This window comes from Enterobacter asburiae, from assembly GCA_011754535.1.
Classification (GTDB): domain Bacteria; phylum Pseudomonadota; class Gammaproteobacteria; order Enterobacterales; family Enterobacteriaceae; genus Enterobacter; species Enterobacter cloacae_N.
Window position 1 is genome coordinate 699,815 of the sequence record JAAQVN010000001.1, and the last position, 26,983, is coordinate 726,797.

Annotated in this window: 26 protein-coding genes and 3 tRNA genes; 17 read left to right on the plus strand and 12 right to left on the minus strand. The window is 56.3% G+C overall.

Going from position 1 to position 26,983, the window contains the following annotated elements:
- Nucleotides 1–18 precede the first annotated feature (18 nt).
- A complete protein-coding gene (gene fhuF, locus HBM95_03235) occupies nt 19–807 on the minus strand; it encodes a siderophore-iron reductase FhuF (GenBank protein ID NIH41955.1) in 789 nt (262 codons plus the stop codon).
- Nucleotides 808–901: 94 nt separating this feature from the next.
- Complete coding sequence (locus tag HBM95_03240) at nt 902–1,966, minus strand: GGDEF domain-containing protein (protein NIH41956.1); 1,065 nt, start codon at nt 1,964–1,966, stop codon at nt 902–904.
- A 254-nt stretch (nt 1,967–2,220) separates the two neighbouring features.
- On the opposite strand from HBM95_03240, the gene HBM95_03245 reads away from it, so the two are divergent.
- Entirely contained in the window at nt 2,221–2,451 is a 231-nt protein-coding gene (locus tag HBM95_03245) for a DUF1435 domain-containing protein (GenBank protein ID NIH41957.1), read from the plus strand.
- 41 nt (nt 2,452–2,492) lie between these two features.
- On the opposite strand, the gene HBM95_03250 is transcribed toward HBM95_03245, so the two are convergent.
- The 4 genes from HBM95_03250 to rsmC form a co-directional block, all read right to left on the minus strand.
- Nucleotides 2,493–2,578 (minus strand) — tRNA-Leu (locus HBM95_03250).
- Nucleotides 2,579–2,611: 33 nt separating this feature from the next.
- A tRNA-Leu gene (locus tag HBM95_03255) sits at nt 2,612–2,698 on the minus strand.
- A gap of 28 nt (nt 2,699–2,726) precedes the next feature.
- Nucleotides 2,727–2,813 (minus strand) — tRNA-Leu (locus HBM95_03260).
- A 174-nt stretch (nt 2,814–2,987) separates the two neighbouring features.
- A complete protein-coding gene (rsmC, locus tag HBM95_03265; GenBank protein ID NIH41958.1) occupies nt 2,988–4,016 on the minus strand; it encodes a 16S rRNA (guanine(1207)-N(2))-methyltransferase RsmC in 1,029 nt (342 codons plus the stop codon).
- 102 nt (nt 4,017–4,118) lie between these two features.
- Between rsmC and HBM95_03270 the strand changes: the two genes are divergently transcribed.
- From HBM95_03270 to HBM95_03305, 8 genes are all read left to right on the plus strand, one after another.
- Nucleotides 4,119–4,532: a DNA polymerase III subunit psi gene (locus tag HBM95_03270; protein NIH41959.1), complete on the plus strand. Its 414-nt coding sequence runs from the start codon at nt 4,119–4,121 to the stop codon at nt 4,530–4,532.
- A complete protein-coding gene (gene rimI, locus HBM95_03275; protein ID NIH41960.1) occupies nt 4,501–4,944 on the plus strand; it encodes a ribosomal protein S18-alanine N-acetyltransferase in 444 nt (147 codons plus the stop codon). The genes HBM95_03270 and rimI overlap by 32 nt, the downstream gene beginning before the upstream one ends.
- A 19-nt stretch (nt 4,945–4,963) precedes the next feature.
- Nucleotides 4,964–5,641, plus strand: coding sequence for a pyrimidine 5'-nucleotidase (gene yjjG, locus HBM95_03280; GenBank protein ID NIH41961.1), 678 nt, complete (start codon nt 4,964–4,966; stop codon nt 5,639–5,641).
- A 91-nt stretch (nt 5,642–5,732) separates the two neighbouring features.
- Nucleotides 5,733–7,322, plus strand: a complete 1,590-nt coding sequence (prfC, locus tag HBM95_03285) for a peptide chain release factor 3 (protein NIH41962.1) — start codon at nt 5,733–5,735, stop codon at nt 7,320–7,322.
- Nucleotides 7,323–7,622: 300 nt separating this feature from the next.
- Nucleotides 7,623–8,240, plus strand: coding sequence for a molecular chaperone OsmY (osmY, locus tag HBM95_03290; GenBank protein ID NIH41963.1), 618 nt, complete (start codon nt 7,623–7,625; stop codon nt 8,238–8,240).
- Nucleotides 8,241–8,367: 127 nt separating this feature from the next.
- Complete coding sequence (locus tag HBM95_03295) at nt 8,368–8,529, plus strand: DUF1328 domain-containing protein (GenBank protein ID NIH41964.1); 162 nt, start codon at nt 8,368–8,370, stop codon at nt 8,527–8,529.
- 120 nt (nt 8,530–8,649) lie between these two features.
- Complete coding sequence (locus tag HBM95_03300; GenBank protein NIH41965.1) at nt 8,650–9,702, plus strand: patatin family protein; 1,053 nt, start codon at nt 8,650–8,652, stop codon at nt 9,700–9,702.
- Nucleotides 9,699–10,481 carry a metal-dependent hydrolase gene (locus HBM95_03305; protein ID NIH41966.1) on the plus strand — a complete coding sequence of 261 codons (783 nt, stop codon included), beginning with the start codon at nt 9,699–9,701 and terminating at the stop codon, nt 10,479–10,481. Before HBM95_03300 ends, HBM95_03305 begins: the two co-directional genes overlap by 4 nt.
- Here HBM95_03305 and yjjW read toward each other — a convergent pair.
- Nucleotides 10,476–11,336 carry a YjjW family glycine radical enzyme activase gene (yjjW, locus tag HBM95_03310; protein NIH41967.1) on the minus strand — a complete coding sequence of 287 codons (861 nt, stop codon included), beginning with the start codon at nt 11,334–11,336 and terminating at the stop codon, nt 10,476–10,478. The two genes, HBM95_03305 and yjjW, sit on opposite strands and share 6 nt — an antisense overlap.
- Nucleotides 11,311–12,858 (minus strand): YjjI family glycine radical enzyme, encoded by a 1,548-nt coding sequence (locus HBM95_03315; protein NIH41968.1) that lies wholly within the window; start codon nt 12,856–12,858, stop codon nt 11,311–11,313. The genes yjjW and HBM95_03315 overlap by 26 nt, the downstream gene beginning before the upstream one ends.
- Nucleotides 12,859–13,102: 244 nt before the next feature.
- Between HBM95_03315 and deoC the strand changes: the two genes are divergently transcribed.
- The 4 genes from deoC to deoD all read left to right on the plus strand — a co-directional run bounded on the left by deoC (nt 13,103) and on the right by deoD (nt 17,413).
- The gene (gene deoC, locus HBM95_03320; GenBank protein ID NIH41969.1) at nt 13,103–13,900 is read left to right on the plus strand and encodes a deoxyribose-phosphate aldolase; all 798 of its coding nucleotides are present in this window, start codon (nt 13,103–13,105) and stop codon (nt 13,898–13,900) included.
- Nucleotides 13,901–14,009: 109 nt separating this feature from the next.
- A complete protein-coding gene (gene deoA / locus HBM95_03325; GenBank protein ID NIH41970.1) occupies nt 14,010–15,332 on the plus strand; it encodes a thymidine phosphorylase in 1,323 nt (440 codons plus the stop codon).
- 53 nt (nt 15,333–15,385) lie between these two features.
- The gene (gene deoB, locus HBM95_03330) at nt 15,386–16,609 is read left to right on the plus strand and encodes a phosphopentomutase (GenBank protein NIH41971.1); all 1,224 of its coding nucleotides are present in this window, start codon (nt 15,386–15,388) and stop codon (nt 16,607–16,609) included.
- Nucleotides 16,610–16,690: 81 nt separating this feature from the next.
- The gene (gene deoD / locus HBM95_03335; GenBank protein NIH41972.1) at nt 16,691–17,413 is read left to right on the plus strand and encodes a purine-nucleoside phosphorylase; all 723 of its coding nucleotides are present in this window, start codon (nt 16,691–16,693) and stop codon (nt 17,411–17,413) included.
- Between the two features lie 85 nt (nt 17,414–17,498).
- Here deoD and lplA read toward each other — a convergent pair whose 3' ends face one another.
- Together lplA and HBM95_03345 are read right to left on the minus strand one after the other, a co-directional pair.
- A complete protein-coding gene (lplA, locus tag HBM95_03340; GenBank protein ID NIH41973.1) occupies nt 17,499–18,515 on the minus strand; it encodes a lipoate--protein ligase LplA in 1,017 nt (338 codons plus the stop codon).
- A gap of 39 nt (nt 18,516–18,554) precedes the next feature.
- Nucleotides 18,555–19,199 carry a YtjB family periplasmic protein gene (locus HBM95_03345; protein NIH41974.1) on the minus strand — a complete coding sequence of 215 codons (645 nt, stop codon included), beginning with the start codon at nt 19,197–19,199 and terminating at the stop codon, nt 18,555–18,557.
- A gap of 117 nt (nt 19,200–19,316) precedes the next feature.
- On the opposite strand from HBM95_03345, the gene serB reads away from it, so the two are divergent.
- From serB to nadR, 3 genes are read left to right on the plus strand one after another with little or no spacing between them, the layout of a single operon-like run.
- The gene (gene serB, locus HBM95_03350; protein ID NIH41975.1) at nt 19,317–20,285 is read left to right on the plus strand and encodes a phosphoserine phosphatase; all 969 of its coding nucleotides are present in this window, start codon (nt 19,317–19,319) and stop codon (nt 20,283–20,285) included.
- 11 nt (nt 20,286–20,296) lie between these two features.
- Complete coding sequence (gene radA, locus HBM95_03355) at nt 20,297–21,682, plus strand: DNA repair protein RadA (protein NIH41976.1); 1,386 nt, start codon at nt 20,297–20,299, stop codon at nt 21,680–21,682.
- 35 nt (nt 21,683–21,717) lie between these two features.
- Nucleotides 21,718–22,950: a multifunctional transcriptional regulator/nicotinamide-nucleotide adenylyltransferase/ribosylnicotinamide kinase NadR gene (gene nadR / locus HBM95_03360; GenBank protein NIH41977.1), complete on the plus strand. Its 1,233-nt coding sequence runs from the start codon at nt 21,718–21,720 to the stop codon at nt 22,948–22,950.
- 106 nt (nt 22,951–23,056) lie between these two features.
- Here the strand turns inward: nadR and HBM95_03365 are convergent, their stop codons facing one another.
- On the minus strand, nt 23,057–24,058 hold the full coding sequence (locus HBM95_03365) for a zinc-binding alcohol dehydrogenase family protein (GenBank protein NIH41978.1): 1,002 nt from the start codon (nt 24,056–24,058) through the stop codon (nt 23,057–23,059).
- 108 nt (nt 24,059–24,166) lie between these two features.
- Between HBM95_03365 and HBM95_03370 the strand changes: the two genes are divergently transcribed.
- A complete protein-coding gene (locus HBM95_03370) occupies nt 24,167–25,066 on the plus strand; it encodes a LysR family transcriptional regulator (protein NIH41979.1) in 900 nt (299 codons plus the stop codon).
- A 91-nt stretch (nt 25,067–25,157) separates the two neighbouring features.
- On the opposite strand, the gene ettA is transcribed toward HBM95_03370, so the two are convergent.
- A complete protein-coding gene (ettA, locus tag HBM95_03375; GenBank protein ID NIH41980.1) occupies nt 25,158–26,825 on the minus strand; it encodes an energy-dependent translational throttle protein EttA in 1,668 nt (555 codons plus the stop codon).
- Between the last annotated feature and the right edge of the window lie 158 nt (nt 26,826–26,983).

The following is a 26,983-nucleotide window of genomic DNA, read 5'->3' on the forward strand; positions in this document are numbered from 1 at the left end:
GCATCAGGCCGCACCCGATTATTTCAGCGTGCAATCCCCGCACTGCTTGACGTCCGGCAGGCGATAGCGCTGGCAGCAGGTACGACGCACCAGAAGCCCGTCACGGAGCACAACGGTACGGAATAATGGGTTATCGCGGCCATCGGAAAGTTGTTTTGCAAAGAAGCAGGACTGACGCAGGGCCTCCACTTTCTCATCGCCGATCAGCGGTTTCATTTCCGTTAAATACCAATGGATTAAATATCCGGTATTACTCCAGATAAGCTTCCCGTTGATCTCGCCCGTTGCTTCAAGTGCCTCCACCACTGGGATCAGGGCCTGGATGACAAGCTGTTCCAGACGTTCCTGAGCAGAGAACTGCTCTGCGCCGCGATCTTCGTACAGGTCAATCCAGAAACAGGCTGCTCGGCCAGTTTCGTGGAACTCGACGTGAAAATGATCCGGGGAGAGCGCCAGCATGCTCTTTTGGGTTAACACCGCCAGCATGAGCGGGGGAACCATCAGCCCGATATACCATTGTGCCCACAGGGAAAGCAGCGGTTTATTTTCCCGCGTTAGGGTCGGCTGATTGCGATAGATATGGTCGGAATAGGTTGCAAGCAGCGACTGCAGCGTAGAGGGTTGCTGCCACTGAGCGAGCGTCATGGCGTGATGCGGGGGCGCTTCATCAAGCCTGATAAAGTCCAGAAGGTGGGCGCGCGTCTGTGCAATCTTATCCCGTATGGCATCCGCAAGCGACGCATCCCCGCTGGTGAGCGGCGCTCGCCAGAGGAGTGGTTCAACGATGTGTGCGGTTTGCGTAGCCATAGTTGAGATAGGAATCTAAATGATAATGATTGCCAATCCTAACTATTGCTCATACCAATGGCAAGACTTTTGTCCTGATTAACCGCTTACGCGCTTAAGCGGTTTGTAGCTCTTCACTCAGCAGAATGTTATTGCGACCTAAATGCTTTGCTTCATAGAGCGCTCTGTCTGCTCTCTCCAGCGCGCCTTCCACGTCTTCATTTTCGAAAATGGCAATACCGATGCTGATGGTGACGTTGGTGGCGACACTTTCGTTGAAAAGATGGGGGATTTTCAGATCATAGACTTTCTGACGGATCCGCTCTGCCGTATGGCGGGCGTGTTCAAGGGAAATATTCGTCAGCAACACCATGAACTCTTCCCCACCGAAACGCGCCACAATATCGCGTGAACGGACGGCATCACGAATGGCCGCAGAGACGCGTTTCAGTGCCTGGTCGCCCATCATATGGCCATAATGGTCGTTATAGGCTTTGAAGTGGTCGATATCCATCAGAAGGACAAAGTGTTCGCCGTTTTCTACCGCCGGCAGGTTCTCCAGACGGCTCTGCAGGCCGCGACGATTATAGAGCCCGGTTAGAGGATCCATCATGCTGAGATCGGTCAGCGTTTCCCGTTCTTCCAGCAGGCGAGAGAGCAGCTCCTGGGCGAAGCGATCGTTGCGCCTTTGCAAAATGTTATGAATAGCAATAGCCACCACAGGAAGTGCGAAAGAATAGGACATTCTTAGCCATATATCTTGGTCGCTTAACCACAGGCAGACAATAAAGGCGGGGAGCGAGTGCAGCGTAAATGCTTTGATATTACTGGCGAAGGCCAGCGTTCCGATAAATAGCACCGTGAGTAAGGCTATTATCAAATACATAGCCTGGTCATGGGTAATTAGCGAAAATTTCGAATCAATTTGCCAGGCCCACAAAATACCAAAGATTGCTGAAACGGCAGGAATATTTATCTTCCGCGCGCCCTTTTTCCAGTGCCAGACGAACAGGCCAGTACTGATCGCGAAAATTGCAATCAGAGGGGCAGAAAACACGCGTACAGAATAGAGCGGGTTTGTTACCGAGAACACGGCTGAAGTTGCGTTCAGAAATAAAAATAAACGTAACGATAATTGATATTTTCTTTGAACCAAAGACCGCCAGGATTGTGATGTCATAGTCGTGCGTTTTTATTAAAATTTAATTAAAACAAATGAATAGGTGTGGTTTCGCACTAAAATATGCAAAAAACTCAAAGCGTAATTATAAGAAAAACTTTATGTGTAGTTAACAGGTGAGCAATTTATCACCTTAGGAAATTTCTGTCATTCTACATAAGGGTAAAGGCCGATCTTTTTTGCTTCACTGCGCGACAAATGATAATTTTTATCATATGATATTGTTTATCATTATCGTTATGAAAGGGCGATGTATGTTGAACAGGGCGCTGGGAAGTGCATGGGGAGTATTGTTACCGGGCGTTATCCTTGGCGTGTTGATGTTTGCCGATCTCTCCATCAATATCTGGAAGGCCATCATTGTGTCAGGATTGCTGGTTACGTCAGGCATGATCTGGCATAAGCAACTTCGTCACTTTGTTTTACTGCCATCGTGTGTCGCATTGATCAGTGGAATTCTGGTGATACTGATGAGTTTGAAATAACAGGGAAAACAAGAGGAGTTACAGAAGGGATGTAAGATAATTGGTGCGAGGGGGGGGACTCGAACCCCCACATCCTAAGGACACTAACACCTGAAGCTAGCGCGTCTACCAATTCCGCCACCTTCGCACAGTCATCTTACTTTTTTCGATATCGCCTCGTTGGTGCGAGGGGGGGGACTCGAACCCCCACATCCGTAAGGACACTAACACCTGAAGCTAGCGCGTCTACCAATTCCGCCACCTTCGCCCAGTGCGAGCAATATCAACGTGATTTATGGTGCGAGGGGGGGGACTCGAACCCCCACATCCGTAAGGACACTAACACCTGAAGCTAGCGCGTCTACCAATTCCGCCACCTTCGCATACCATCGATACTGTAAAAGTATCGTAACCACGGAGGCGCATTCTAGATGTTTTCAGCTTTACGTCAACTGAAAATTGCGCGCCTTTTATTGATTGCTGCAAAAATGGACGGAATTGATACACCTGCTTGCCGGATGGCGCTGGCGCTTATCCGGCCTGCATTGTATGGCAAATTATTTCTTTGCCTGACGCGTCATCACGGTGCGGTAGACCTTAAAGCGGCCAGTCTGGGCGATCACTTCGTGGAAGCCGAAGGTTTCGTCCAGCACTTTCGGGTACGCCAGGAAGGCGTTCGCCACGATGCGCAACTCGCCGCCGCTGTTGAGGTGGCGAGTCGCGCCACGGATCAGCGTTTGCGCAGCTTCGAGGCTGGTCTCCATGCCGTCGTGGAACGGCGGGTTAGAGATAATCATGTCAAAGCGGCCGGTCACGTCAGAGAAGACGTTGCTGGCAATCACGTCGCCTTCAATGCCGTTTGCGGCAAGCGTTGCGCGGCTGGCTTCAACCGCCGGGGCGCTTACGTCACACAGGGTTAAACGCACTTTTGGTGAATGGCTGGCAAGCACCGTTGAAAGCACGCCCGCGCCGCAGCCCACGTCCAGCACTTTGCCTTTGGTGTGCGGTGTCAGGGTGGAGAGCAGCAGCTTGCTGCCCGTATCCAGCGCGTCACGGCTGAAGACGCCCGGCAGGGTTTTGATGGTCAGGCCGTCAAGCTGGTATTCGTCCCAGAAGGTGTTGGCATCGAACGTTGTCTGCTTTTCCAGACGGCCATGATACAGACCGCAGCGACGCGCGCTGTCGACTTTGGTCAGCGGCGCGTAGGCTTCCAGCATCTGCTCGGCGCTACGGACGCCGCTGCGGTTTTCACCGACCACGAAAATATCACAGCCAACCGGCAGCAGGGAGAGCAGGTTCATCAGCTGGAACTGGGCTTCCGGCTTGTTCTTCGGCCAGTAGTAGATCAGCGTATCGCAGTCGGCAATATCGCTCTGCTCCGCCACCAGGCTGAAGCGTGCGCGCTCGCCCATCTGGCGGCTCAACACCTGCCAGTGGTGGTAGTATTGGGTGTGGGCACGGCTTTCAGCACAGTCGAAACGCGCGGGCAGGTCATCCTGCATATCTCCGGCAAACAGAATACGGCTTTCTTCGAAATCATCACTGTGACGCAGCAAGACTTCACTTGCCGGGGTAAATGCAGACATGAATTGTTCCTCAATAAACTCAGGCGGGGATTATAGTAGGTAGATGGCGCACTTTCGACACATTTGCTATATTTGCGCGCCTGAGAGACAGGAGTTATCCCTATGACATCCCGACGAGACTGGCAGTTGCAGCAGCTGGGCATTACCCAGTGGGCCTTGCGTCGCCCGACGGCGTTGCAGGGCGAAATCGCTATCTCCATCCCTGCGCACGTTCGGCTGGTGATGGTAGCGGAAGAACTGCCTGCCCTGAATGAACCCCTGATCGGTGATGTCCTTCGCAGCCTGAAGCTGACGCCCGACCAGGTCTTACAGCTGACGCCTGAATGGGTTGCCATGCTTCCTCCTGATAGCCGCTGTAACAGCTGGCGCATCGGAGAGACTAGCGACATCTCTCTTCAGGGGAGCAAAATCAGCTCGCCAGTGCTGGACGAGCTGAAAGCCAATCCAAAGGCGCGCAGCGCGCTATGGCAACAAATCTGCGAATATGAACACGATTTCTTCCCTCACGACGCCTGACCTGACCGCAGCGTTCGCGATTGAAACACGCGCCCACACCTTTCCGTGGAGCGAGAAAACGTTTGCCAGCAATCAGGGCGAGCGCTATCTGAACTACCGTCTGGACGTTGACGGCACCATGGCCGCGTTTGCCATCACGCAGGTCGTTCTTGACGAGGCGACGCTGTTTAACATCGCCGTCGACCCGGCGTTTCAGCGCCGTGGGCTGGGAAGAGAACTGCTTGAGCATCTCATTCGTGAGCTCGAAACCCGTGACGTTTTCACCCTGTGGCTGGAGGTGCGCGCATCGAATGTCGCCGCCATCGCGCTCTATGAAAGCTTAGGCTTTAACGAGGCGACAGTCCGCCGTAACTACTACCCCACCGCAGAGGGACGTGAAGACGCCATCATAATGGCTCTGCCGATTGGATAACGAAGATAAGGTTGTAACGATGAAATGGGACTGGATTTTCTTTGATGCCGACGAAACGCTGTTTACGTTTGACTCGTTTGGCGGCCTACAGCGGATGTTTCTCGACTATAGCGTGACCTTCACCGCTGAAGATTTTCAGGACTATCAGGCGGTGAACAAGCCGCTGTGGGTGGATTACCAGAACGGTGCCATCACTGCGTTACAGCTTCAGCACCAGCGCTTTGACGTCTGGGCGGAGCGCTTAAATGTGAGTCCGGGCTCGCTGAATGATGCTTTTCTCAATGCGATGGCGGATATTTGCGCGCCACTGCCGGGCGCGGTTTCTCTGTTGAATGCGTTGAAAGGCAAAGTGAAACTGGGAATCATCACTAACGGCTTCACCGCGCTGCAGCAAATCCGTCTGGAGCGCACCGGCCTGCGCGATCATTTTGACGCGCTGGTGATCTCCGAAGAGGTGGGGGTGCCGAAACCGGATCCGCGGATTTTCGATTATGCGCTGGCGCAGGCCGGTAATCCCGACCGCGATCGCGTGCTGATGGTGGGGGATACCGCAGAGTCTGATATTCTTGGCGGTATGAAGTCAGGTTTGTCGACCGTCTGGCTAAATGCGCATGGCCGCGTGAAGCCTGAAGGCATCGAGCCAACCTGGACCGTCACGTCATTGACCGAACTGGAGCAACTCCTGTGTAAACAATGATTGCCTGCCCCCCGTTGATGGGTAAAATAGCCGCAATTTTGTATTCCATGATGCGTGGCGTGCTGCCGCGCTTATAAAAGAAGATTTAATTATGACGTTGTCTCCTTATCTGCAAGAGGTGGCCAAGCGCCGTACTTTTGCCATTATCTCGCACCCGGATGCCGGTAAAACGACCATCACCGAAAAGGTGTTGCTGTTCGGACAGGCGATCCAGACTGCGGGTACCGTTAAAGGCCGTGGCTCCAGCCAGCATGCAAAATCTGACTGGATGGAGATGGAAAAGCAGCGTGGTATTTCGATTACCACCTCCGTGATGCAGTTCCCGTATCACGACTGCCTGGTAAACCTGCTGGACACCCCGGGCCACGAAGACTTCTCCGAAGATACCTACCGTACCCTGACGGCGGTGGACTGCTGTCTGATGGTGATCGACGCCGCGAAGGGTGTAGAAGATCGTACCCGCAAGCTGATGGAAGTTACCCGCCTGCGCGATACGCCGATCCTCACCTTTATGAACAAACTCGACCGTGACATCCGTGACCCGATGGAGCTGATGGATGAAGTGGAAAACGAGCTGAAGATCGCCTGTGCGCCAATTACCTGGCCAATTGGCTGCGGTAAGCTGTTCAAAGGCGTTTACCACCTCTATAAAGACGAAACCTACCTGTACCAGACCGGTAAAGGCCACACCATTCAGGAAGTGCGCATTGTGAAAGGTCTGGACAACCCGGATCTGGACGCCGCGGTTGGCGAAGAGCTGGCCGCGCAGCTGCGCGACGAGCTGGAGCTGGTGAAGGGTGCGTCTCACGAGTTCGACAAAGAGCTGTTCCTGAGCGGTGAAATTACCCCGGTCTTCTTCGGTACCGCACTGGGTAACTTTGGCGTAGACCACATGCTGGACGGTTTGGTGGAGTGGGCTCCGCAGCCAATGCCGCGTAAAACCGACACTCGCGAAGTGGAAGCGAAAGAAGAGAAATTCACCGGTTTCGTCTTCAAAATTCAGGCCAACATGGACCCGAAACACCGCGACCGCGTGGCCTTTATGCGCGTGGTGTCCGGTAAGTATGAGAAGGGCATGAAGCTGCGCCAGGTGCGTATTGGCAAAGATGTGGTGATCTCCGACGCGCTGACCTTTATGGCGGGTGACCGCTCGCACGTTGAGGAAGCGTATCCGGGCGACATCATCGGTCTGCACAACCACGGTACGATCCAGATTGGCGATACCTTCACCCAGGGCGAAATGATGAAGTTCACCGGGATTCCGAACTTCGCACCAGAGCTGTTCCGTCGTATTCGCCTGCGCGATCCGCTGAAGCAGAAGCAGCTGCTGAAAGGCCTGGTTCAGCTCTCCGAAGAGGGCGCCGTGCAGGTGTTCCGTCCAATCGCCAACAACGATCTGATTGTCGGCGCGGTGGGTGTGCTGCAGTTCGACGTGGTGGTTGCGCGTCTGAAGAGCGAGTACAACGTGGAAGCGATTTACGAATCGGTCAACGTGGCGACCGCGCGCTGGGTTGAGTGTTCAGACGTGAAGAAATTCGAAGAATTTAAGCGTAAGAACGAAATTCAGCTGGCGCTGGATGGCGGTGACAACCTGACCTATATCGCGCCAACGATGGTCAACCTGAACCTGACGCAGGAACGTTATCCTGACGTACAGTTCCGCAAAACGCGCGAACACTAATCCCTTCTCAGAGCACGGCAATCGCCGTGCTCTTCTTTTATTCCAGTCTTATTAATCCCTTGCGGAATGTTCTTAATTCACCGCTAATTCACGCTATTCGCGCGTTTTTTACTCAATTCTGAAAGCGGCATTGTGAGAGTGATCTATATTTAACTCAGTGTTTAGCACCGGGTGTGGATGAATTAACTGTTCAATGCATGTCGATTGGTTCTCCATTTCACCCGTGTGTTTATTCGCAATATATAAAACTACTAAGGAAGTATGTAGCCCGAATAGCGGGTAAAACACAGGAATAAATCGATGAATATGACAAGACTGAAGATTTCTAAAACTCTGCTGGCTGTAACACTGGGTAGCGTTCTGGTTAGCGGTTCCGCCCTGGCGGAAAGCAGCACCATGGATAAAGCACAGTCCACGGCCGATACTGCGGGGCAAAAAATCGATAGCTCTATGAATAAAGTCGGTAATTTCATGGACGACAGCTCTATCACAGCAAAAGTGAAAGCCGCGCTGGTGGATGATGAAGCCATCAAGAGCACCGATATTTCCGTTAAGACCGACAAGAAAGTGGTCACCCTGAGTGGCTTCGTGGAAAGCCAGGCGCAGGCAGAACAGGCGGTGAAAGTCGCTAAGGGTGTCGAAGGTGTGGCCTCCGTGAGCGATAAACTGCATGTTCGCGACGGTAAAAACGCGTCGGTGAAAGGTTACGCCGGGGATGCGGCAACCACCAGCGAAATCAAAGCTAAACTTTTAGCAGATGACATCGTGCCGTCTCGTAAGGTGAAAGTAGAAACCACCGATGGTGTGGTTCAGCTTTCCGGTACGGTTGATTCCCAGGCACAAAGTGAACGTGCCGAGTCAATTGCGAAAGCCATTGATGGTGTGAAAAGCGTTAAAAACGATCTGAAAACGAAGTAATTCTGGACCATTCGCCCGCCGGGCTAAATCCTGCGGGCGAAATAAGAACGACTCTGGAAAAACGCCGGTGAGTGACCTGAGCGCTCACGTTTAGCGGCCGACATTAACTATGGTAAAGGAGAAGCTTATGTTTCGTTGGGGCATTATATTTCTGGTTATCGCGTTAATTGCCGCCGCATTGGGCTTTGGTGGACTGGCAGGTACAGCGGCATGGGCAGCTAAAATTGTCTTCGTCGTCGGTATTATTCTGTTCCTGGTCAGCCTGTTTACGGGGCGTCGACGTCCATAGCAAACGCAATATTTCTTCAACAAAATAAAGCCAGTCCCTGCGACTGGCTTTTTCTTATTTGCGTTACAGGTCGGGTGCGTTACTGTGGAGTGATAAAATAATCAAAACAGGAAAGCAGAGGTGGGGCAACGAATTCCCGTTACGCTCGGCAATATTGCGCCGCTGACGTTAAAACCGTTTCGCGCGGGTCAACTCGCACTGGTTTGTGAGGGGGGAGGACAGCGCGGCATTTTCACCGCCGGCGTGCTGGATGAATTTATGCGCGCGCAGTTCAACCCGTTTGACCTCTACTTCGGTACGTCCGCCGGGGCGCAGAATCTCTCTGCCTATGTCTGTAACCAACCCGGCTACGCGCGAAAAGTAATCATGCGCTACACCACGGCGAAAGAATTTTTTAACCCGGTGCGCTTCGTGCGCGGCGGCAACCTGATCGATCTCGACTGGCTTCTGGAGTCGACCTCCAGCCAGATGCCGCTGGCCATGGATACCGCCGCCCGTCTGTTTGATAGCGGCAAAGCGTTCTGGATGTGCGCCAGCCGGGGGGATGACTACTCGCCGGGCTATTTCTCACCGCAGAAGGATAACTGGCTGGACATCATCCGCGCCTCCAGCGCTATTCCCGGTTTTTATCGTACCGGAGCTCTGCTGGACGGCATCAGCTATCTGGACGGTGGCATCAGCGACGCGGTGCCGGTGCAGGAAGCCGCCCGGCGCGGGGCGAAAACCATCGTGGTGATCCGGACTGTGCCGTCGCAAATGTATTACACACCCCAGTGGTTTAAACGGATGGAGCGCTGGCTGGGCGACAGCAGCCTGCAGCCGCTGGTGAACATCGCAAAGCAGCATGAAACCACCTACGGTGCGATGCAGCGCTTTATTGAAAAACCGCCGGGTAAGCTGCGAATTTTTGAAATCTATCCGCCGAAGCCGCTGCTGAGCATGGCGCTGGGCAGCCGCATCCCTGCGCTGCGCATGGATTACAAAACGGGGCGGCTGTGCGGGCGTTACTTCCTGGCGACGGTGGGGAAAATGCTGGCGGAGCAGCCGCCGCTTCATCGGCATAAACGGATTATTATGCCGCCTGCGGTTGTCGCCAATGATGCCCTGACGATGCCGCTGGTGGATATCCCGCAGGCGAATGACGCTTTACTGGATAACGAGGATCTGGCGTGACGCACCGCTTTGTTGATACCCACTGCCACTTTGATTTCCCGCCGTTTGCGGGGGATGAAGCGCAAAGCATTGCGAAAGCTGCCGAGGCAGGCGTTCAGGCCATCATTGTGCCGTCAGTAGAAGCGGCCTATTTTTCCCGCGTGCTGGATCTTTCCACGCGATACCCCGCGCTTTATGCCGCGCTCGGCCTGCATCCGATTGTCATTGAGCGCCATCGTGATGAGCATCTTGAAGAGCTGGATCAGGTGCTGCAAAGTGCAGGAGAGAAACTTGTCGCCATCGGCGAGATCGGCCTCGATCTCTATCGCGAGGATCCGCAGTTTGAACGCCAGCAGACGATCCTCGACGCGCAGCTCAGGCTGGCAAAGCGTCACGATCTGCCGGTGATCCTCCACTCAAGGCGCACGCACGATAAGCTCGCAATGCACCTTAAACGTATCGATCTGCCGCGAAGAGGCGTTGTACACGGTTTTTCCGGCAGCCTGCAGCAAGCGCAGCGTTTTATTGAGCTGGGGTATAAAATTGGCGTCGGTGGCACCATCACCTATCCGCGCGCCAGTAAAACCCGCGATGTGATGGCGCAGCTGCCGCTGTCCGCGCTCCTGCTGGAAACTGACGCGCCGGATATGCCGCTGAATGGTTTTCAGGGGCAGCCGAATCGCCCGGAACAGGCGGCGCGCGTTTTTGACGTGCTGTGCGAACTGCGTCAGGAACCTGAAGATGAGATTGCTGGCGCGCTGCTGGAAAATACCCGTTCGGTTTTTGGCATCACGCTATAGATAAAGCGCCGGACGAATCACCGTTATTTTCTTTTTTTCCAGCGACCGGGCCAGCGGTTCAACGTCCTCCGGCGTGGCGCTGCGCCATGACGCTGCCTCGCCGTAAACCCCATGCGCATGAAAAGCGTTGATGCGCACCGGCACATTCCCAAGCCCGTGGATAAAGGTCGTTAGCGGCTTGAGATGTTCCAGGTAATCACACTGCTCCGGAATAACCAGCAAGCGGAGTTCCGTCAAACGGTGACGATCTGCCAGCCAGCGGATGCTCTGTTTAATCTGCGGGTTTTCGCGCCCGGTCAGGAAGCGGTGATGCTCGTTCCCCCACGCCTTCAGATCCAGCATCGCGCCATCCAGTACCGGCAGCAGCTTTTGCCAGCCGGTTTCGCTTAACAGACCGTTGCTGTCTACCATGCAGGTTAAATGATGTAGCTCAGGATCGGTTTTGATCGCGGTAAACAGGGCGATTAAAAACGGCAGCTGCGTGGTGGCTTCGCCCCCGCTGACGGTAACGCCCTCAATAAAGGGGGCGGCTTTTCGGATCTGCGTGAGGATCTCCTCCACGCTCAGGCGGTTCGCCATGGGCGTGGCCTGCTGCTGGCACAGGCGCAGGCAGGTGTCGCACTGCTGGCAGTGACTCTCCTGCCACCAGACGCGTCCTGCCTGAATGGTCAGCGCGTCATGCGGGCAGTGGGGCACGCAGTCCCCGCAGTCGTTGCAGCGCCCGATGGTCCACGGGTTGTGGCAGGTTTTGCAGCGCAGGTTGCAGCCCTGCAGGAACAGCGCCAGGCGGCTGCCCGGCCCGTCTACGCAGGAGAAGGGAATGACCTGACTAACTAAAGCGCATCTGCTGTTCATGGCTTATCACGCGCGGCTGACGTTCCAGAATTCGGGTATTGCGTGCGGCTTCTTCACCCAGCCAGGTGGTATTGGTGCGCGATCCGGCATCGCGGTACTTTTCCAGATCCGACAAGCGCACCATATACCCGGTTACGCGGACCAGATCGTTACCGGCGACATTCGCGGTGAACTCACGCATACCGGCCCTGAACGCACCCAGGCAAAGCTGAACCACCGCCTGAGGATTGCGTTTTACCGTCTCATCCAGCGTTAAAATATCGCTAATCCCGGAGTGATAGTGTTTATGGTGCGGCGCAACAGCCAGCAGGTGGCTGATGGGATCCGGTTCGTCACCGTACGGCAGACGCGCCCCCGGCGTGGTGCCCGAATCGGAGCTGATGCCTGACTGGGCGTGCAGCATCGCGCGCTGCTTCCAGCCGTGCTTCACCGGAGTGTTTTCGACGAACGCCGCAAGCTGTTCGCTGATGCGATAGCCCAGCGCGTTGGCCTGTTCGTCTTTTCCGTAGCGTCCCGCTATTCCTGCTTTCTCACAGAGCGCGTTTACCGCTTCCGCCAGGCCGTACATGCCAAACATCGGCACAAACCGATCGGCATCAATCAGCCCCTCTTTTACCAGGAAGCTATTCTCAAAGAAGCCAGACTGCCCGTACAGGAAATCGCAGCGTGCATCGATGATGGCAATTTGCTGCTGGCAGTAGTGCGGGAGCGTGCGGGTGAAGAAGTCTTCAATGGATGTGCTGCGTTCAGCCATGGCTTTGAGGTTAAGGCGCACCAGGGTGCTGCCACCGCCTGCCAGCGGCAGGGAGTTGTAACAACTCACCACGCCGTAACGGCCTTTTGTGAAAATTTTATCATTCATTGGGCCATTGGAAATATGCGGTTTGCTGCATTCACATATGTTTTTTGCCACCTCAAGTAGCAAGTCGTCCGGGGTGATATCGGGATCGTAGATAAAGGTCAGGTTCGGCGCGACCTGCTTCAGCTCTGCGTCGGCACGCAGAATGGCACGGGTAATGGGGCCGTCGGCAGGCCCGATGTTTGCGTGCATAAACGCATCCGGCAGCGTACGGTCGAGATAGCGCCAGAAACGTTTTACTCGGCTATCGATCTCTTCTTGTGTTAGAATTCTAACATACGGAGTTAATATCGCATCAAGCTGACCGAGATAGACCGGCATCGATGTGACGGACGGAACATGGTGGTAGAGGATGGTTAACAGCGAGAGGGCGTCGTCGAGATCTTTCGCCCCTTCCAGCTCCAGCCATTCTGAACCGTTAGCCAGAAATTTTGCGTAATCCGGCAGAACGTAACGGGGTTTGTAAGGCGCGTGGCCTTCGAACATGTCGCAGATAAACCCTTCGTCCAGCGCGGCTCGCGCGGCCTCAGGAAGTGTCGGATACGGCAGGTTGTTTTCCGCTTCCAGCGCCAGAAAATGACGTTTTTGTTCCGGGGTTAACACCGGGCTTGTCACAATGTGCTGGCAACGTTGTTGCAGGGCGTCGGGGCTGGAGTGGGGCATATTCGCTTCCTTGAGTGTTCTGCGGATGATGAGCGAATTGTAGGAAGCCAGCCTGTCGGGGCTTTTGATCCGACAGGGGGTATCGCTGCTTTAGCCGGCAATTTACGTACTAAAGTTTGAAGAAGATCTCATTACAGTAATGCAAATTTGTACGCAGTTTTCATTAACTGTGATGAATGTCGAAGTGTGGATGCGGGTGAATGTTAGAATACTCACAGACCCGCAAGGTAAAATTTATACGGCACTGCCGTTGGAGAATGTTATGACCGATTTAACTGCAAGCAGCCTGCGCGCGTTGAAACTGATGGACCTGACCACCCTGAACGATGACGACACCAATGAAAAAGTCATCGCCCTGTGCCATCAGGCGAAAACGCCAGTGGGCAACACCGCCGCTGTCTGCATCTACCCGCGCTTTATCCCGATTGCCCGCAAAACGCTGAAAGAGCAGGGCACTCCGGACGTGCGCATTGCAACCGTGACTAACTTCCCGCACGGCAACGACGATATCGAGATCGCGCTGGCGGAAACCCGTGCGGCGATTGCCTACGGCGCAGACGAAGTTGACGTGGTGTTCCCTTACCGCGCGCTGATCGCTGGCAACGAGCAGGTCGGTTTTGACCTGGTGAAAGCCTGTAAAGACGCGTGTGCGGCGGCAAACGTGCTGCTCAAAGTGATCATCGAAACCGGCGAGCTGAAAGAAGAGGCGCTGATTCGTAAAGCGTCTGAAATCTCTATCAAAGCCGGTGCGGATTTCATTAAAACCTCTACCGGTAAAGTACCGGTGAATGCGACCCCGGAAAGCGCGCGCATCATGATGGAAGTTATCCGCGATATGGGCGTGTCCAAAACCGTTGGCTTCAAGCCTGCGGGCGGCGTGCGTACCGCGGAAGACGCGCAGCAGTTCCTGGCAATTGCCGACGAGCTGTTTGGCGCAGAGTGGGCGGATTCCCGTCACTACCGCTTCGGTGCGTCCAGCCTGCTGGCCAGCCTGCTGAAAGCGCTGGGTCACGGCGACGGTAAGAGCGCAAGCAGCTACTGATTGCCAGACAATGCCGGATGACGCTTCGCTTATCCGGCCTACAGGATCGTAGGGCGGGTAAGCGTAGCGCCACCCGCCACAACTCCCCCGATTCCGCATGGAGGTTACCGTGTTTCTCGCACAAGAAATTATTCGTAAAAAACGTGATGGTCAGGCATTAAGCGACGAAGAGATCCGCTTCTTTATCAACGGCATTCGTGATAACACCGTCTCAGAAGGGCAGATTGCTGCTCTGGCGATGACCATTTTCTTCCACGATATGTCGATGCCCGAGCGCGTGTCGCTGACCATGGCGATGCGAGATTCAGGAACCGTTCTGGACTGGAAAAGCCTTAACCTTAACGGCCCGATTGTGGACAAACACTCCACCGGCGGCGTGGGCGACGTGACCTCTCTGATGCTTGGCCCCATGGTGGCAGCCTGCGGCGGTTACATTCCGATGATCTCCGGGCGCGGCCTGGGCCACACCGGCGGTACGCTCGACAAACTGGAAGCCATTCCGGGCTTCGATATCTTCCCGGACGACAACCGCTTCCGCGACATTATTAAAGACGTTGGTGTGGCGATTATCGGCCAGACCAGCTCTCTTGCTCCGGCAGACAAACGTTTCTATGCAACCCGCGATATCACCGCGACCGTTGACTCCATCCCGCTGATCACCGCCTCTATCCTGGCGAAGAAACTGGCTGAAGGGCTGGACGCGCTGGTGATGGACGTGAAGGTGGGCAGCGGCGCCTTTATGCCGACCTATGAACTCTCTGAGGCGCTGGCCGAAGCGATTGTTGGCGTCTCCAACGGCGCGGGCGTGCGCACCACCGCGCTGCTGACCGACATGAACCAGGTGCTGGCTTCCAGCGCCGGTAACGCGGTTGAAGTCCGCGAAGCCGTGCAATTTCTCACTGGCGAATACCGTAACCCGCGTCTGTTCGACGTCACTATGGCGCTGTGCGTGGAGATGCTCATCTCCGGCAAGCTTGCTAAAGACGATGCGGAGGCCCGCGCGAAGCTGCAGGCGGTGCTGGACAACGGCAAAGCGGCGGAGATCTTTGGCCGCATGGTGGCGGCGCAAAAAGGCCCGACCGATTTCGTCGAAAATTACGCGAAGTACCTGCCGACAGCGATGCTCAGCAAAGCCGTCTATGCGGATAGCGAAGGCTTTGTCTCTGCCATGGACACCCGCGCGCTCGGCATGGCTGTCGTGTCTATGGGCGGCGGTCGTCGTCAGGCATCCGACACCATTGATTACAGCGTCGGCTTTACCGATATGGCCCGTCTGGGCGACAGCGTTGACGGCCAACGTCCGCTGGCGGTGATCCACGCCAAAGATGAAGCCAGCTGGCAGGACGCGGCGAAAGCGGTGAAAGCCGCCATTACGCTTGATGATAAAGCGCCGGAAAACACCCCAACGGTCTATCGCCGTATCACCGAATAGCGGTATACTGATCTGATCGCATTTTTATGAAGCACTAAGTACGGAGAACAATTATGAAACGTGCATTTATTATGGTGCTGGACTCATTCGGCATCGGCGCAACCGAAGATGCAGAACGTTTTGGTGACGTGGGTTCCGATACCATGGGTCACATCGCGGAAGCCTGTGCTAAAGGCGAAGCGGACAACGGTCGTAAAGGCCCTCTGACTCTGCCAAACCTGACCCGCCTCGGTCTGGTGAAAGCGCATGAAGGTTCTACCGGTAAAATCGCAGCCGGTATGGACGGCAACGCGGAAGTGGTGGGCGCCTACGCCTGGGCGCACGAGCTCTCTTCCGGTAAAGACACCCCGTCCGGTCACTGGGAAATCGCCGGTGTGCCGGTGCTGTTCGACTGGGGCTATTTCTCCGATCACGAGAACAGCTTCCCGCAGGAGCTGCTCGATAAGCTGGTCAAGCGTGCCAACCTGCCGGGCTACCTCGGTAACTGCCACTCTTCCGGTACCGTGATTCTGGACCAGCTCGGCGAAGAGCACATGAAAACCGGCAAGCCGATTTTCTACACTTCTGCTGACTCCGTGTTCCAGATTGCCTGCCACGAAGAGACCTACGGCCTGGATAAACTCTACGAGCTGTGCGAAATCGCCCGTGAAGAGCTGACCGAAGGCGGCTACAACATTGGCCGCGTGATCGCGCGTCCGTTTATCGGCGACAAAGCGGGTAACTTCCAGCGTACCGGTAACCGTCATGACCTGGCCGTTGAGCCACCAGCGCCAACCGTGCTGCAGAAGCTGGTTGAAGAGAAAGACGGCCACGTGGTTTCCGTGGGTAAAATCGCGGATATCTACGCCAACTGCGGCATCACCAAAAAGGTCAAAGCGACCGGTCTCGATGCGCTGTTCGATGCCACCATCAAAGAGATGAAAGAAGCGGGCGACAAAACCATTGTCTTTACCAACTTCGTGGACTTCGACTCCTCCTGGGGCCACCGTCGCGACGTTGCGGGTTATGCTGCTGGCCTTGAACTGTTTGACCGCCGTCTGCCTGAGCTGATGGAGCTGGTGGGTGAAGATGACATTCTGATCCTGACAGCGGACCACGGCTGTGACCCAACCTGGACCGGTACCGACCATACCCGTGAGCACATCCCGGTGCTGGTGTATGGCCCGAAAGTGAAGCCGGGCTCGCTCGGTCACCGTGAAACCTTCGCGGACATCGGCCAGACCATTGCGAAATATTTTGGCACGTCTGACATGGAATATGGCAAAGCCATGTTCTAAACGGATTGGGTGCGGCCTGATGCCCTCATCCCAACCCTCTCCCTGTGGGAGAGGGAGATATTAAATGAAAAGGAACTGAAGATGGCAACTCCTCACATTAACGCAGAAATGGGTGATTTCGCTGACGTCGTATTGATGCCGGGCGACCCGCTGCGCGCGAAGCACATTGCGGAAACCTTCCTCGAAGACGTACGTGAAGTGAACAACGTTCGCGGCATGCTGGGCTTCACCGGTACCTATAAAGGCCGCAAAATCTCCGTCATGGGCCACGGTATGGGTATCCCATCCTGCTCCATCTACACCAAAGAGCTGATCACCGACTTCGGCGTGAAGAAAATCATCCGCGTGGGCTCCTGCGGCGCGGTGCGCATGGACGTTAAGCTGCGTGATATCGTTATCGGCATGGGTGCCTGCACCGATTCCAAAGTTAACCGTATGCGTTTCAAAGACCACGACTTCGCGGCGATTGCTGACTTCGGCATGGTGCGTGACGCAGTCGACGCGGCAAAAGCGCTGGGCGTTGAAGCGCGCGTGGGTAACATCTTCTCTGCTGACCTGTTCTATGCACCGGACGGCGGCGAGATGTTCGACGTGATGGAAAAATACGGCATCCTGGGCGTGGAAATGGAAGCGGCGGGTATCTACGGCGTCGCGGCTGAGTTTGGTGCGAAAGCGCTGACCATCTGTACCGTCTCTGACCACATCCGTACCCACGAGCAGACCACCGCTGCCGAGCGTCAGACCACCTTCAACGACATGATCAAAATCGCGCTGGAATCCGTTCTGCTGGGCGATAAAGAGTAAGAGCTGTTGTGCCGGGTGGCGGCTTCGCCTGACCCGGCCTACGGTTTTGTAGGCCCGCTAAGCGCAGCGCCAGCGGGCTTTTTTACTAGCGCACTGCCTGTGCAATCCATGCTGACAAATCCCTTAACTCTTTTTCCTGCCCTGGGAAATCCCCAATCAACGCGTCGCATTCCTGCTGCAGCATATCTGCCCGATACAAACAGCCCTGCAAGCGGGCCGCCAGCGCTTCTAACGGTGCCGGGTTGAGGCTGTCCGTAAATACCTGCGTGCGGGTGATATGGCCTTTCTCCACGTCAAAATGCAGCTCTACACCGCCCCAGGTAAAACGTTCGTCCAGCAGGTGAGAAAACGCGGGGGCCTGACCGAAGTTCCACTCCCAGCTGCTCTGGCGGGCAAAGGTTTCGGCGAAGTTGGGCAGATCCGGGGTTTTATCCGGCGAAATCACTTCTGCATCCACGCGCTCGCCGTAATGTTTAAAGAACGCGTCACGGATCGCGTCGCAAATTTGCTCGTGCGTAATCCCCGGCAGCAGTTCAACCAGATTCGCCACGCGCCCGCGCACGGAGGTAATCCCTTTCGCCTGGAGCTTTTTCTTGTCCGGATTCAGGTAGTTCGCCAGACGGCTCAGATCGGCGTTCAGCAGCAGGGTGCCGTGGTGGAACCCGCGATCCATGGTTTCGCGGTAGGCGGAGCCGGAGACTTTTCGGTCGCCCTCGGACGTTTTCACTACCAGGTCGTTCCGCCCCGACGCCTCCGCCGTCACGCCGAGTGAATTCAGCGCGTTAAGGACAATCGAGGTGGAGATGGTTTTGTCGTACTCCGGTTTACCCGCCATAAAGGTAAAGCAGGTATTGCCCAGATCGTGAAATACCGCGCCGCCGCCGCTGCTGCGGCGCGCCAGACGGACGTTGTCCTCTTCCATACGCCGCGTATTGCACTCTTTCCACGGGTTTTGCGCACGGCCAATGACCACTGTATCGGCGTTGCGCCAGAGAAACAGCACGCGCTGGGTGGCGGGCATCTGGCGGAAGATGCACTCTTCTACCGCGAGATTAAACCAGGGATCATAAGAGTCAGAGATAAGCAGGCGTAACGTCGTCATGGCAGAGTTCCTTTTCCGAATCGTTCGCCTACTTTATCACTATTCTTTCTTCTCGCTCTCTTCGTCTTCGGGAACCGATCTGCTGGCGGTCAGCAGGAACGGCGACTGCTGCCAGCGGGTGCGCTTGCCCTGAAGCAGGGTACGCGCCAGCACGACGCCAATGGCCAGCGAGAGTAGCAGCATCAGGCGCAAAATATTGGTGGTATTATCCACCTGTTTGGCTTCGGTCGGCAGAGTGTGAGTATCGAGCGTCAGGCGGAGATAGCCCAGCGGACCATTCTTGCCCTGAATGGGTTCGACGATCTGCTGGTTAAAATAGCCTCCGGCTTTTTTGCCGTCCAGCGCCAGTCTGTCGCGCACGTCGACGTGCTCTCCGGCGCGGGCAATCAGGTCACCTTTTTCATCGTATACGCCCGCATCCAGAATGCGGCTGTTTTCCGTAAGCTGACGCAAGACCTGGCCTATCCGCTTATCGTCCGGCGTCTCGGTGCGCATCAGGGGCGCAACGTTGAGCGTCACCTGACGTGCCAGCGTGCGGGCCAGCTCTTCAAACTGCGGGTTGCGCTGCCGCTGATGGTTCTGACTAAACCACGATGCCCCCTGCATCAATGCCACTAACAGTGCGAGACAGGAAAGGACAATCACGGCGCGATGAAGCCGGAATTTCAGTTTTGCGCGAGCCATATTCCACCTGCTGAAAATTTAGGGCTTAATGTTGCCAGAAGTGATGGTTACAGGGTAGCCTCATGCGTTATTTTCCCTCTGGAACCTTCCGGCGCGAACGAAATTACAGGAGCTTTAATGCCGAACATTACCTGGTGTGACCTGCCAACGGATGTCTCTTTATGGCCAGGATTGCCGCTCTCGTTAAGTGGCGATGAGGTGATGCCTCTGGATTACCACGCTGGCCGTAGCGGCTGGCTGCTGTACGGACGCGGCCTGGATAAGCAGCGCCTGACCCAGTATCAAACCAGGCTGGGCGCGGCGATGGTCATCGTAGCGGCCTGGTGCGTGGAAGATTACCAGGTCATCCGGCTGGCGGGTTCCCTGACGCAGCGCGCAACGCGTCTGGCGCATGACGCCGGGCTGGACGTTGCGCCGCTCGGCAAAATTCCGCACCTGAAAACGCCGGGGCTGCTGGTGATGGACATGGACTCCACCGCCATTCAGATCGAGTGTATTGACGAGATTGCTAAGCTGGCAGGCAGCGGTGAGCTGGTGGCGGAAGTCACCGAGCGTGCGATGCGCGGCGAGCTGGACTTCACCGCCAGCCTGCGCCAGCGCGTGGCGACCCTGAAAGGGGCCGATGCCAACATCCTTCGCCAGGTGCGCGACGTGCTGCCGCTGATGCCGGGACTGACGCAGCTGGTGCTGAAGCTCCAGTCCCTCGGCTGGAAAGTGGCGATTGCTTCCGGTGGCTTCACCTTCTTTGCAGATTATCTGCGCGAAAAACTGCATCTGACCACGGTGGTGGCTAACGAGCTGGAAATCATGGACGGCAAGCTGACCGGCCAGGTGATCGGCGACATCGTGGATGCCCAGTACAAAGCCAACACCCTGACGCGCCTGGCGGAGAAATATGACATTCCTGTCGAGCAGACCGTCGGCATCGGTGATGGCGCGAACGATCTGCCGATGATCAAAGTTGCTGGCCTTGGCATTGCCTACCATGCCAAGCCAAAAGTGAATGAAAAGACGGAAGTGACTATCCGTCACGCTGACCTGATGGGGGTGTTCTGCATTCTCTCCGGCAGCCTTAATCAGAAATAACGAGGTAAACCGTGGCGAAAGCTCCAAAACGCGCATTTGTCTGTAATGAATGTGGTGCGGATTATCCGCGCTGGCAGGGGCAATGCAGCGCCTGTCATGCCTGGAACACCATCACCGAAGTGCGTGGTGTGGCGGCTTCGCCGAGCGTGGCCCGCAATGAACGCCTGAGTGGCTATGCGGGCAATGCAGGCGTGTCGAAGGTACAAAAACTTTCAGATATCAGCCTGGAGGCGCTGCCGCGCTTCTCCACCGGCTTCAAGGAATTTGACCGTGTGCTCGGCGGCGGCGTGGTGCCGGGCAGCGCGATCCTGATCGGCGGTAACCCGGGCGCGGGGAAATCGACCCTGCTGCTGCAAACGCTTTGCAAGCTCGCCGAACAGATGAAAACTCTGTACGTCACGGGGGAAGAGTCACTGCAGCAGGTGGCGATGCGCGCGCACCGCCTGGGCCTGCCGACCGGCAACCTGAACATGCTCTCCGAAACCAGCATCGAGCAGATCTGCATGATCGCCGAAGAAGAGCAGCCGAAGCTGATGGTGATCGACTCCATCCAGGTGATGCACATGGCGGACATTCAGTCCTCGCCGGGCAGCGTGGCACAGGTGCGTGAAACCGCCGCTTACCTGACGCGCTTTGCCAAAACGCGCGGCGTGGCGATTGTGATGGTCGGCCACGTGACCAAAGACGGCTCGCTGGCGGGGCCGAAGGTGCTTGAGCACTGTATCGACTGCTCCGTGATGCTCGACGGCGACGCGGATTCCCGCTTCCGCACCTTGCGCAGCCATAAAAACCGTTTTGGGGCGGTGAACGAACTGGGCGTGTTTGCCATGACCGAGCAGGGGCTGCGCGAGGTCAGCAACCCATCTGCTATCTTCCTGAGCCGTGGCGATGAGATCACCTCCGGCAGCTCGGTGATGGTGCTGTGGGAAGGCACGCGCCCGCTGCTCGTCGAAATTCAGGCGCTGGTGGATCACTCTATGATGGGTAACCCGCGGCGCGTGGCGGTCGGTCTGGAGCAGAACCGTCTGGCGATCCTGCTGGCGGTGCTGCACCGTCACGGCGGCCTGCAGATGGCGGATCAGGATGTGTTCGTTAACGTGGTTGGCGGCGTCAAAGTCACTGAAACCAGCGCAGATCTGGCGCTACTCCTGGCGATGGTCTCCAGCCTGCGCGACAGGCCGCTGCCGCAGGATCTGGTGGTGTTTGGTGAAGTGGGGCTGGCCGGGGAAATCCGTCCGGTGCCGAGCGGCCAGGAGCGTATCTCCGAGGCAGCAAAACACGGCTTCCGTCGGGCTATTGTTCCGGCAGCTAACGTGCCGAAAAAAATCCCGGAAGGGATGCAGGTCTTTGGTGTTAAGAAACTCGCAGATGCGTTAAATGTCTTTGACGACTTATAATTACGTATTCGATTTTGCAGGAGGCACCGTAATTTATGTCATCATTTGACTACATCAAAACCGCAATCCGTCAGAAAGGCTGCACGCTGCAGCAGGTGGCTGACGCCAGCGGCATGACCAAAGGCTACCTGAGCCAACTGCTGAACGCCAAAATCAAAAGCCCCAGCGCGCAGAAGCTCGAAGCGCTGCACCGTTTTCTGGGGCTCGAATTCCCGCGTATGCAAAAGAACATTGGCGTGGTGTTCGGCAAGTTTTACCCCCTGCATACCGGGCATATCTATCTGATCCAGCGCGCCTGTAGCCAGGTTGACGAGCTGCACATCATCATGGGTTACGACGAAACTCGCGATCGCCAGCTGTTTGAAGACAGCGCCATGTCGCAGCAGCCCACCGTGCCGGACCGCCTGCGCTGGCTGCTGCAGACCTTTAAGTACCAGAAAAACATTCGTATTCATGCCTTTAACGAAGAGGGCATGGAGCCGTACCCGCACGGCTGGGATGTGTGGAGCAACGGCATCAAAGCGTTTATGGAAGAAAAGGGTATTGCGCCTAACTGGATCTACACCTCTGAAGAGTCCGACGCGCCGCAGTTCCGCGAGCATCTGGGCATCGAGACGGTGCTGATCGATCCAAAACGCACCTTTATGAACATCAGCGGGGCGCAGATCCGCGAGAACCCGTTCCGCTACTGGGATTACATCCCGACCGAAGTGAAGCCGTTCTTCGTGCGCACGGTGGCTATTCTGGGCGGTGAATCGAGCGGTAAATCAACGCTGGTCAACAAGCTGGCGAACATCTTCAACACCACCAGCGCGTGGGAGTATGGCCGCGATTATGTGTTCTCGCACCTCGGCGGCGACGAGATGGCATTGCAGTATTCGGACTACGATAAAATTGCCCTCGGACACGCCCAGTACATTGATTTTGCCGTGAAATACGCCAATAAAGTGGCCTTTATCGATACCGATTTCGTCACCACGCAGGCGTTCTGTAAAAAGTACGAGGGGCGCGAACACCCGTTCGTGCAGGCGCTGATTGACGAATACCGCTTTGACCTGGTGATCCTGCTGGAAAATAATACCCCGTGGGTGGCCGACGGCATGCGCAGCCTCGGCAGCTCGGTGGACAGGCGAGAATTCCAGTCCATGCTGGTGGAGATGCTCAACGAAAACAACGTTGAGTTTGTGCATGTGGAAGAGTCGGACTACGACTCGCGTTTCCTGCGCTGCGTCGAGCTGGTGAAGGAGATGATGGGGGAGCAGGGGTAGTTTACCCCTCACCCTAACCCTCTCCCCAGAGGGGCGAGGGGATCGAACGGAGCCGTCTTTACCCTCTCCCCTCTGGGGAGAGGGCAGGGTGAGGGGAACAAACCACTCAGAACTCAACCACCACTTTCCCCCGCATATGCCCCTCCAGCACTTTACGGTGCGCTTCGGTAATGCTTTCCACGCTCAGCCCGTGCAGTGTTTCACTCAGCGAACTTTCTACCACGCCGTTATCCACCAACTTCGCCACCTCATTGAGGATCTCACCCTGCCGCGCCATATCAGCGGTCTGGTACATGCTGCGGGTGTACATAAACTCCCAGTGCAGCGCGGCGGATTTGGACTTGAGCTTGTCCTGGTTCAGCGGATGTTCATTCTCAACGATGGAACAGATATGCCCCTGCGGTGCAATCAGTTCGCTGACCGCATCCCAGTGCCCGTCGGTGTCGTTGAGGATGAAAATGTAATCCACAAAGGTGATGCCCTGTTTTGCCAGCTCGCCTTTCAGATCGCGGTAGTTCACCACCGTGTCAGCCCCACGATCGCGGCACCATTGGGCGGAATCTTCTCGTGAAGCGGTTGCGATGACCTTCACTTTGCTGTTGTGCTTCGCAAACGGGATCGCCAGCGAGCCCACGCCGCCCGCGCCGCCGATGATCAGCAGCGTTTTGTCCGCCCCTGCATCCTGAATGTTCAGCCGTTCAAACAGGCCTTCCCACGCGGTGAGCGCGGTTAAGGGCAGTGCTGCGGCAGCCGCCCAGCCGAGGCTGGCAGGCTTGTGCCCGACTATGCGCGCATCGATCAGCTGATGCGTGGTGTTGCTGCCCGGGCGGGTGATGTCTCCCGCGTACCATACCTCGTCACCCGGTTTGAATCCGGTCACGCCAGTCCCCACGGCTTTGACGATCCCGCTGGCATCCCAGCCGAGCACCCGCGGATCTTTCAGCCCGTTTTTGGCAATGCCTGCGTGCACCTTGGTGTCTACAGGGTTTATGGAGACGGCTTTCACCTCCACCAGCAGATCGTGCTCGCCGGGCTGCGGCATAGGCGGGGTGATTTCAATGAAGGTGGATGGATTTTCCGGGTTAACGGCAATGGCTTTAACAGACATGGTGTGCTCCTCAATGGCATGCGTTTTGTTGAGGCTAGTCTATTAAGTGGCCAGCTGCATGATAAGATGGACAATCAAGAACTCAGCGTTCGCACAGGATGAACAATCATGTTTAAACAGCTGCAGGATATGGCTCTATTCGCGCTGGTGGCGGAGATGGGCAGCTTTACCGCGGCGGCGCAGAAGGCGGAACTGCCAAAATCCAGCGTGAGCCAGCGGATTAGTCAGCTGGAGCAGCAGGTGGGGATCCGCCTGCTCAACCGCACCACGCGCAGGATCAGCCTCACGTTCGCAGGCGAGCACTATCTGGTGCACTGTCGCGAGATGCTGGCAGCCAGCGAGCGGGCGGAGTACGCCATTCAACGGCTGCGTGAAAACCCCAGCGGGCGACTGCGGATCACCTGTCCGGCGGGGATTGGGGCGACGCTGCTGGCGCATATGAATGCCGAGTTCCAGCTTCGCTATCCTGACGTTTCGCTGGATGTGTCGATCTCTGACGACGTGGTGGATCTGGTCGAGTCCGGCTTTGACGTGGCGCTGCGCACCGGCAGGCCGCAGGACTCCTCCCTGATTGGCCGGATGATCGGGCATTGCCCGCGCTACATGCTGGCCTCGCCGGACTATCTGGCGCGCCGGGAGCCGCTGACGCATCCTCGCCAGCTGGTGGATCACCGCAGTATTACGCACCGGGCGTGGTCGGAGTGGCTTCTGCGACGCGAGAGCGAGGATTACCGCTACCTGCCGGATAACGCGCACATGACCGATAATCTGGTTTACGCCCGCGAATGTGCGATTGCCGGTGCGGGGATCACGCTGTTACCCGCATTTCTGCTGGAAGATAAGATCGAAAAAGGTGCGCTGGTTCAGGTGCTGCCTGAGTGGAATGTTGAAGGTAACGATCTGTGGCTGGCCTATCCGAGCCGCAAGCTGAACTCGCCCGCGCTAATGAGCTATATCGAGTTTGCGATGCAGTTCGATGAGGTGAAGCGGTATTACGTGGGTGGGTGATTTTGTGCGGCCTGATGCCCTCACCCTGACCCTCTCCCACGGGGAGAGGGTACAAACATAAAAAACGGCAACCGAAGTTGCCGTTTTGCTTTTATTTCGCAATACGCTTGTACTTAATACGCTTCGGCTCCAGCGCGTCTGCGCCCAGCGTGCGTTTCTTGTACTCTTCGTATTCGGTGAAGTTACCTTCGAAGAACTCCACTTTACCTTCGTCCTGGTAGTCCAGGATGTGGGTGGCGATACGGTCCAGGAACCAGCGGTCGTGCGAGATAACCATCGCGCAGCCCGGGAACTCCAGCAGGGCGTTTTCCAGCGCGCGCAGGGTTTCGATATCCAGGTCGTTGGTTGGTTCATCGAGCAGCAGAACGTTACCGCCAACCTGCAGCAGCTTCGCCAGGTGTAGACGACCGCGCTCGCCGCCGGACAGCTCGCCCACGCGTTTGCCCTGGTCGGTGCCTTTGAAGTTAAAGCGGCCAACGTAGGCACGGCTTGGCATCTCGGTGTTGCCGATACGCATGATATCCAGACCGCCGGAGACTTCTTCCCACACGGTTTTGCTGTTATCCATCGCGTCACGGAACTGGTCAACGGAGGCCAGCTTCACGGTTTCACCCAGGGTGATAGAGCCGCTGTCAGGCTGTTCCTGACCGGACATCATGCGGAACAGGGTCGATTTACCCGCGCCGTTCGGACCGATGATCCCAACGATAGCGCCTTTCGGTACGGAGAAGCTCAGGTCGTCGATCAGCAGGCGGTCGCCGTAAGACTTGCGCAGGTTGCTGACTTCAACCACTTTATCCCCCAGACGTGCTCCAGGTGGAATAAACAGTTCGTTGGTTTCGTTACGTTTCTGGTATTCGGTGTTGTTCAGCTCTTCGAAGCGTGCCAGACGGGCTTTGCCCTTAGACTGACGGCCTTTCGCGCCGTGACGCACCCACTCCAGCTCTTTCTCAATAGACTTACGACGGGCCGCTTCCTGAGAAGCTTCCTGCGCCAGGCGCTGATCTTTCTGCTCCAGCCAGGAGGAGTAGTTGCCTTCCCACGGAATGCCTTCGCCGCGGTCCAGCTCCAGGATCCAGCCTGCGACATTGTCGAGGAAGTAACGGTCGTGGGTAATCGCCACCACGGTGCCTTCGAAGTCGTGCAGGAAGCGCTCCAGCCATGCCACGGATTCCGCATCCAGGTGGTTAGTCGGTTCATCGAGCAGCAGCATGTCTGGTTTTTCCAGCAGCAGGCGGCACAGCGCCACGCGGCGGCGTTCACCACCGGAGAGGTTCGCGATTTTCGCATCCCAGTCCGGCAGACGCAGGGCATCAGCCGCACGCTCCAGCTGCACGTTCAGGTTGTGACCATCGTGCGCCTGGATAATCTCTTCATATTTGCCCTGCTGAGCGGCCAGCTTGTCGAAGTCCGCATCCGGCTCGGCGTATTTGGCATACACTTCATCCAGACCTTTCAGCGCGTTAACCACTTCGGACACCGCTTCTTCAACGGACTCACGTACGGTGTGTTCCGGGTTCAGCTGAGGTTCCTGCGGCAGGTAGCCGATCTTGATGCCAGGCTGCGGACGGGCTTCACCTTCGATGTCTGTATCGATGCCGGCCATGATGCGCAGCAGGGTGGACTTACCGGCACCGTTGAGACCCAGAACACCAATTTTTGCGCCCGGGAAGAAGCTCAGCGAGATATTTTTAAGAATATGACGTTTCGGCGGGACAACTTTGCCGACACGATGCATGGTATAAACGAATTGAGCCACGTGGACTTCGCCTCTTTTATCGTAATGAGAAGGAATTTCAGCCTCGAAGTGTAGCCTTTTTCACGCCCTAATCCCAGCCAGGAACGTCGGGAGTGTTAAAACGCGCAAGAAAGGTAAAAAAGTGTCCATGACGTGGCGCGTTGCAGGATGCCTGGTTA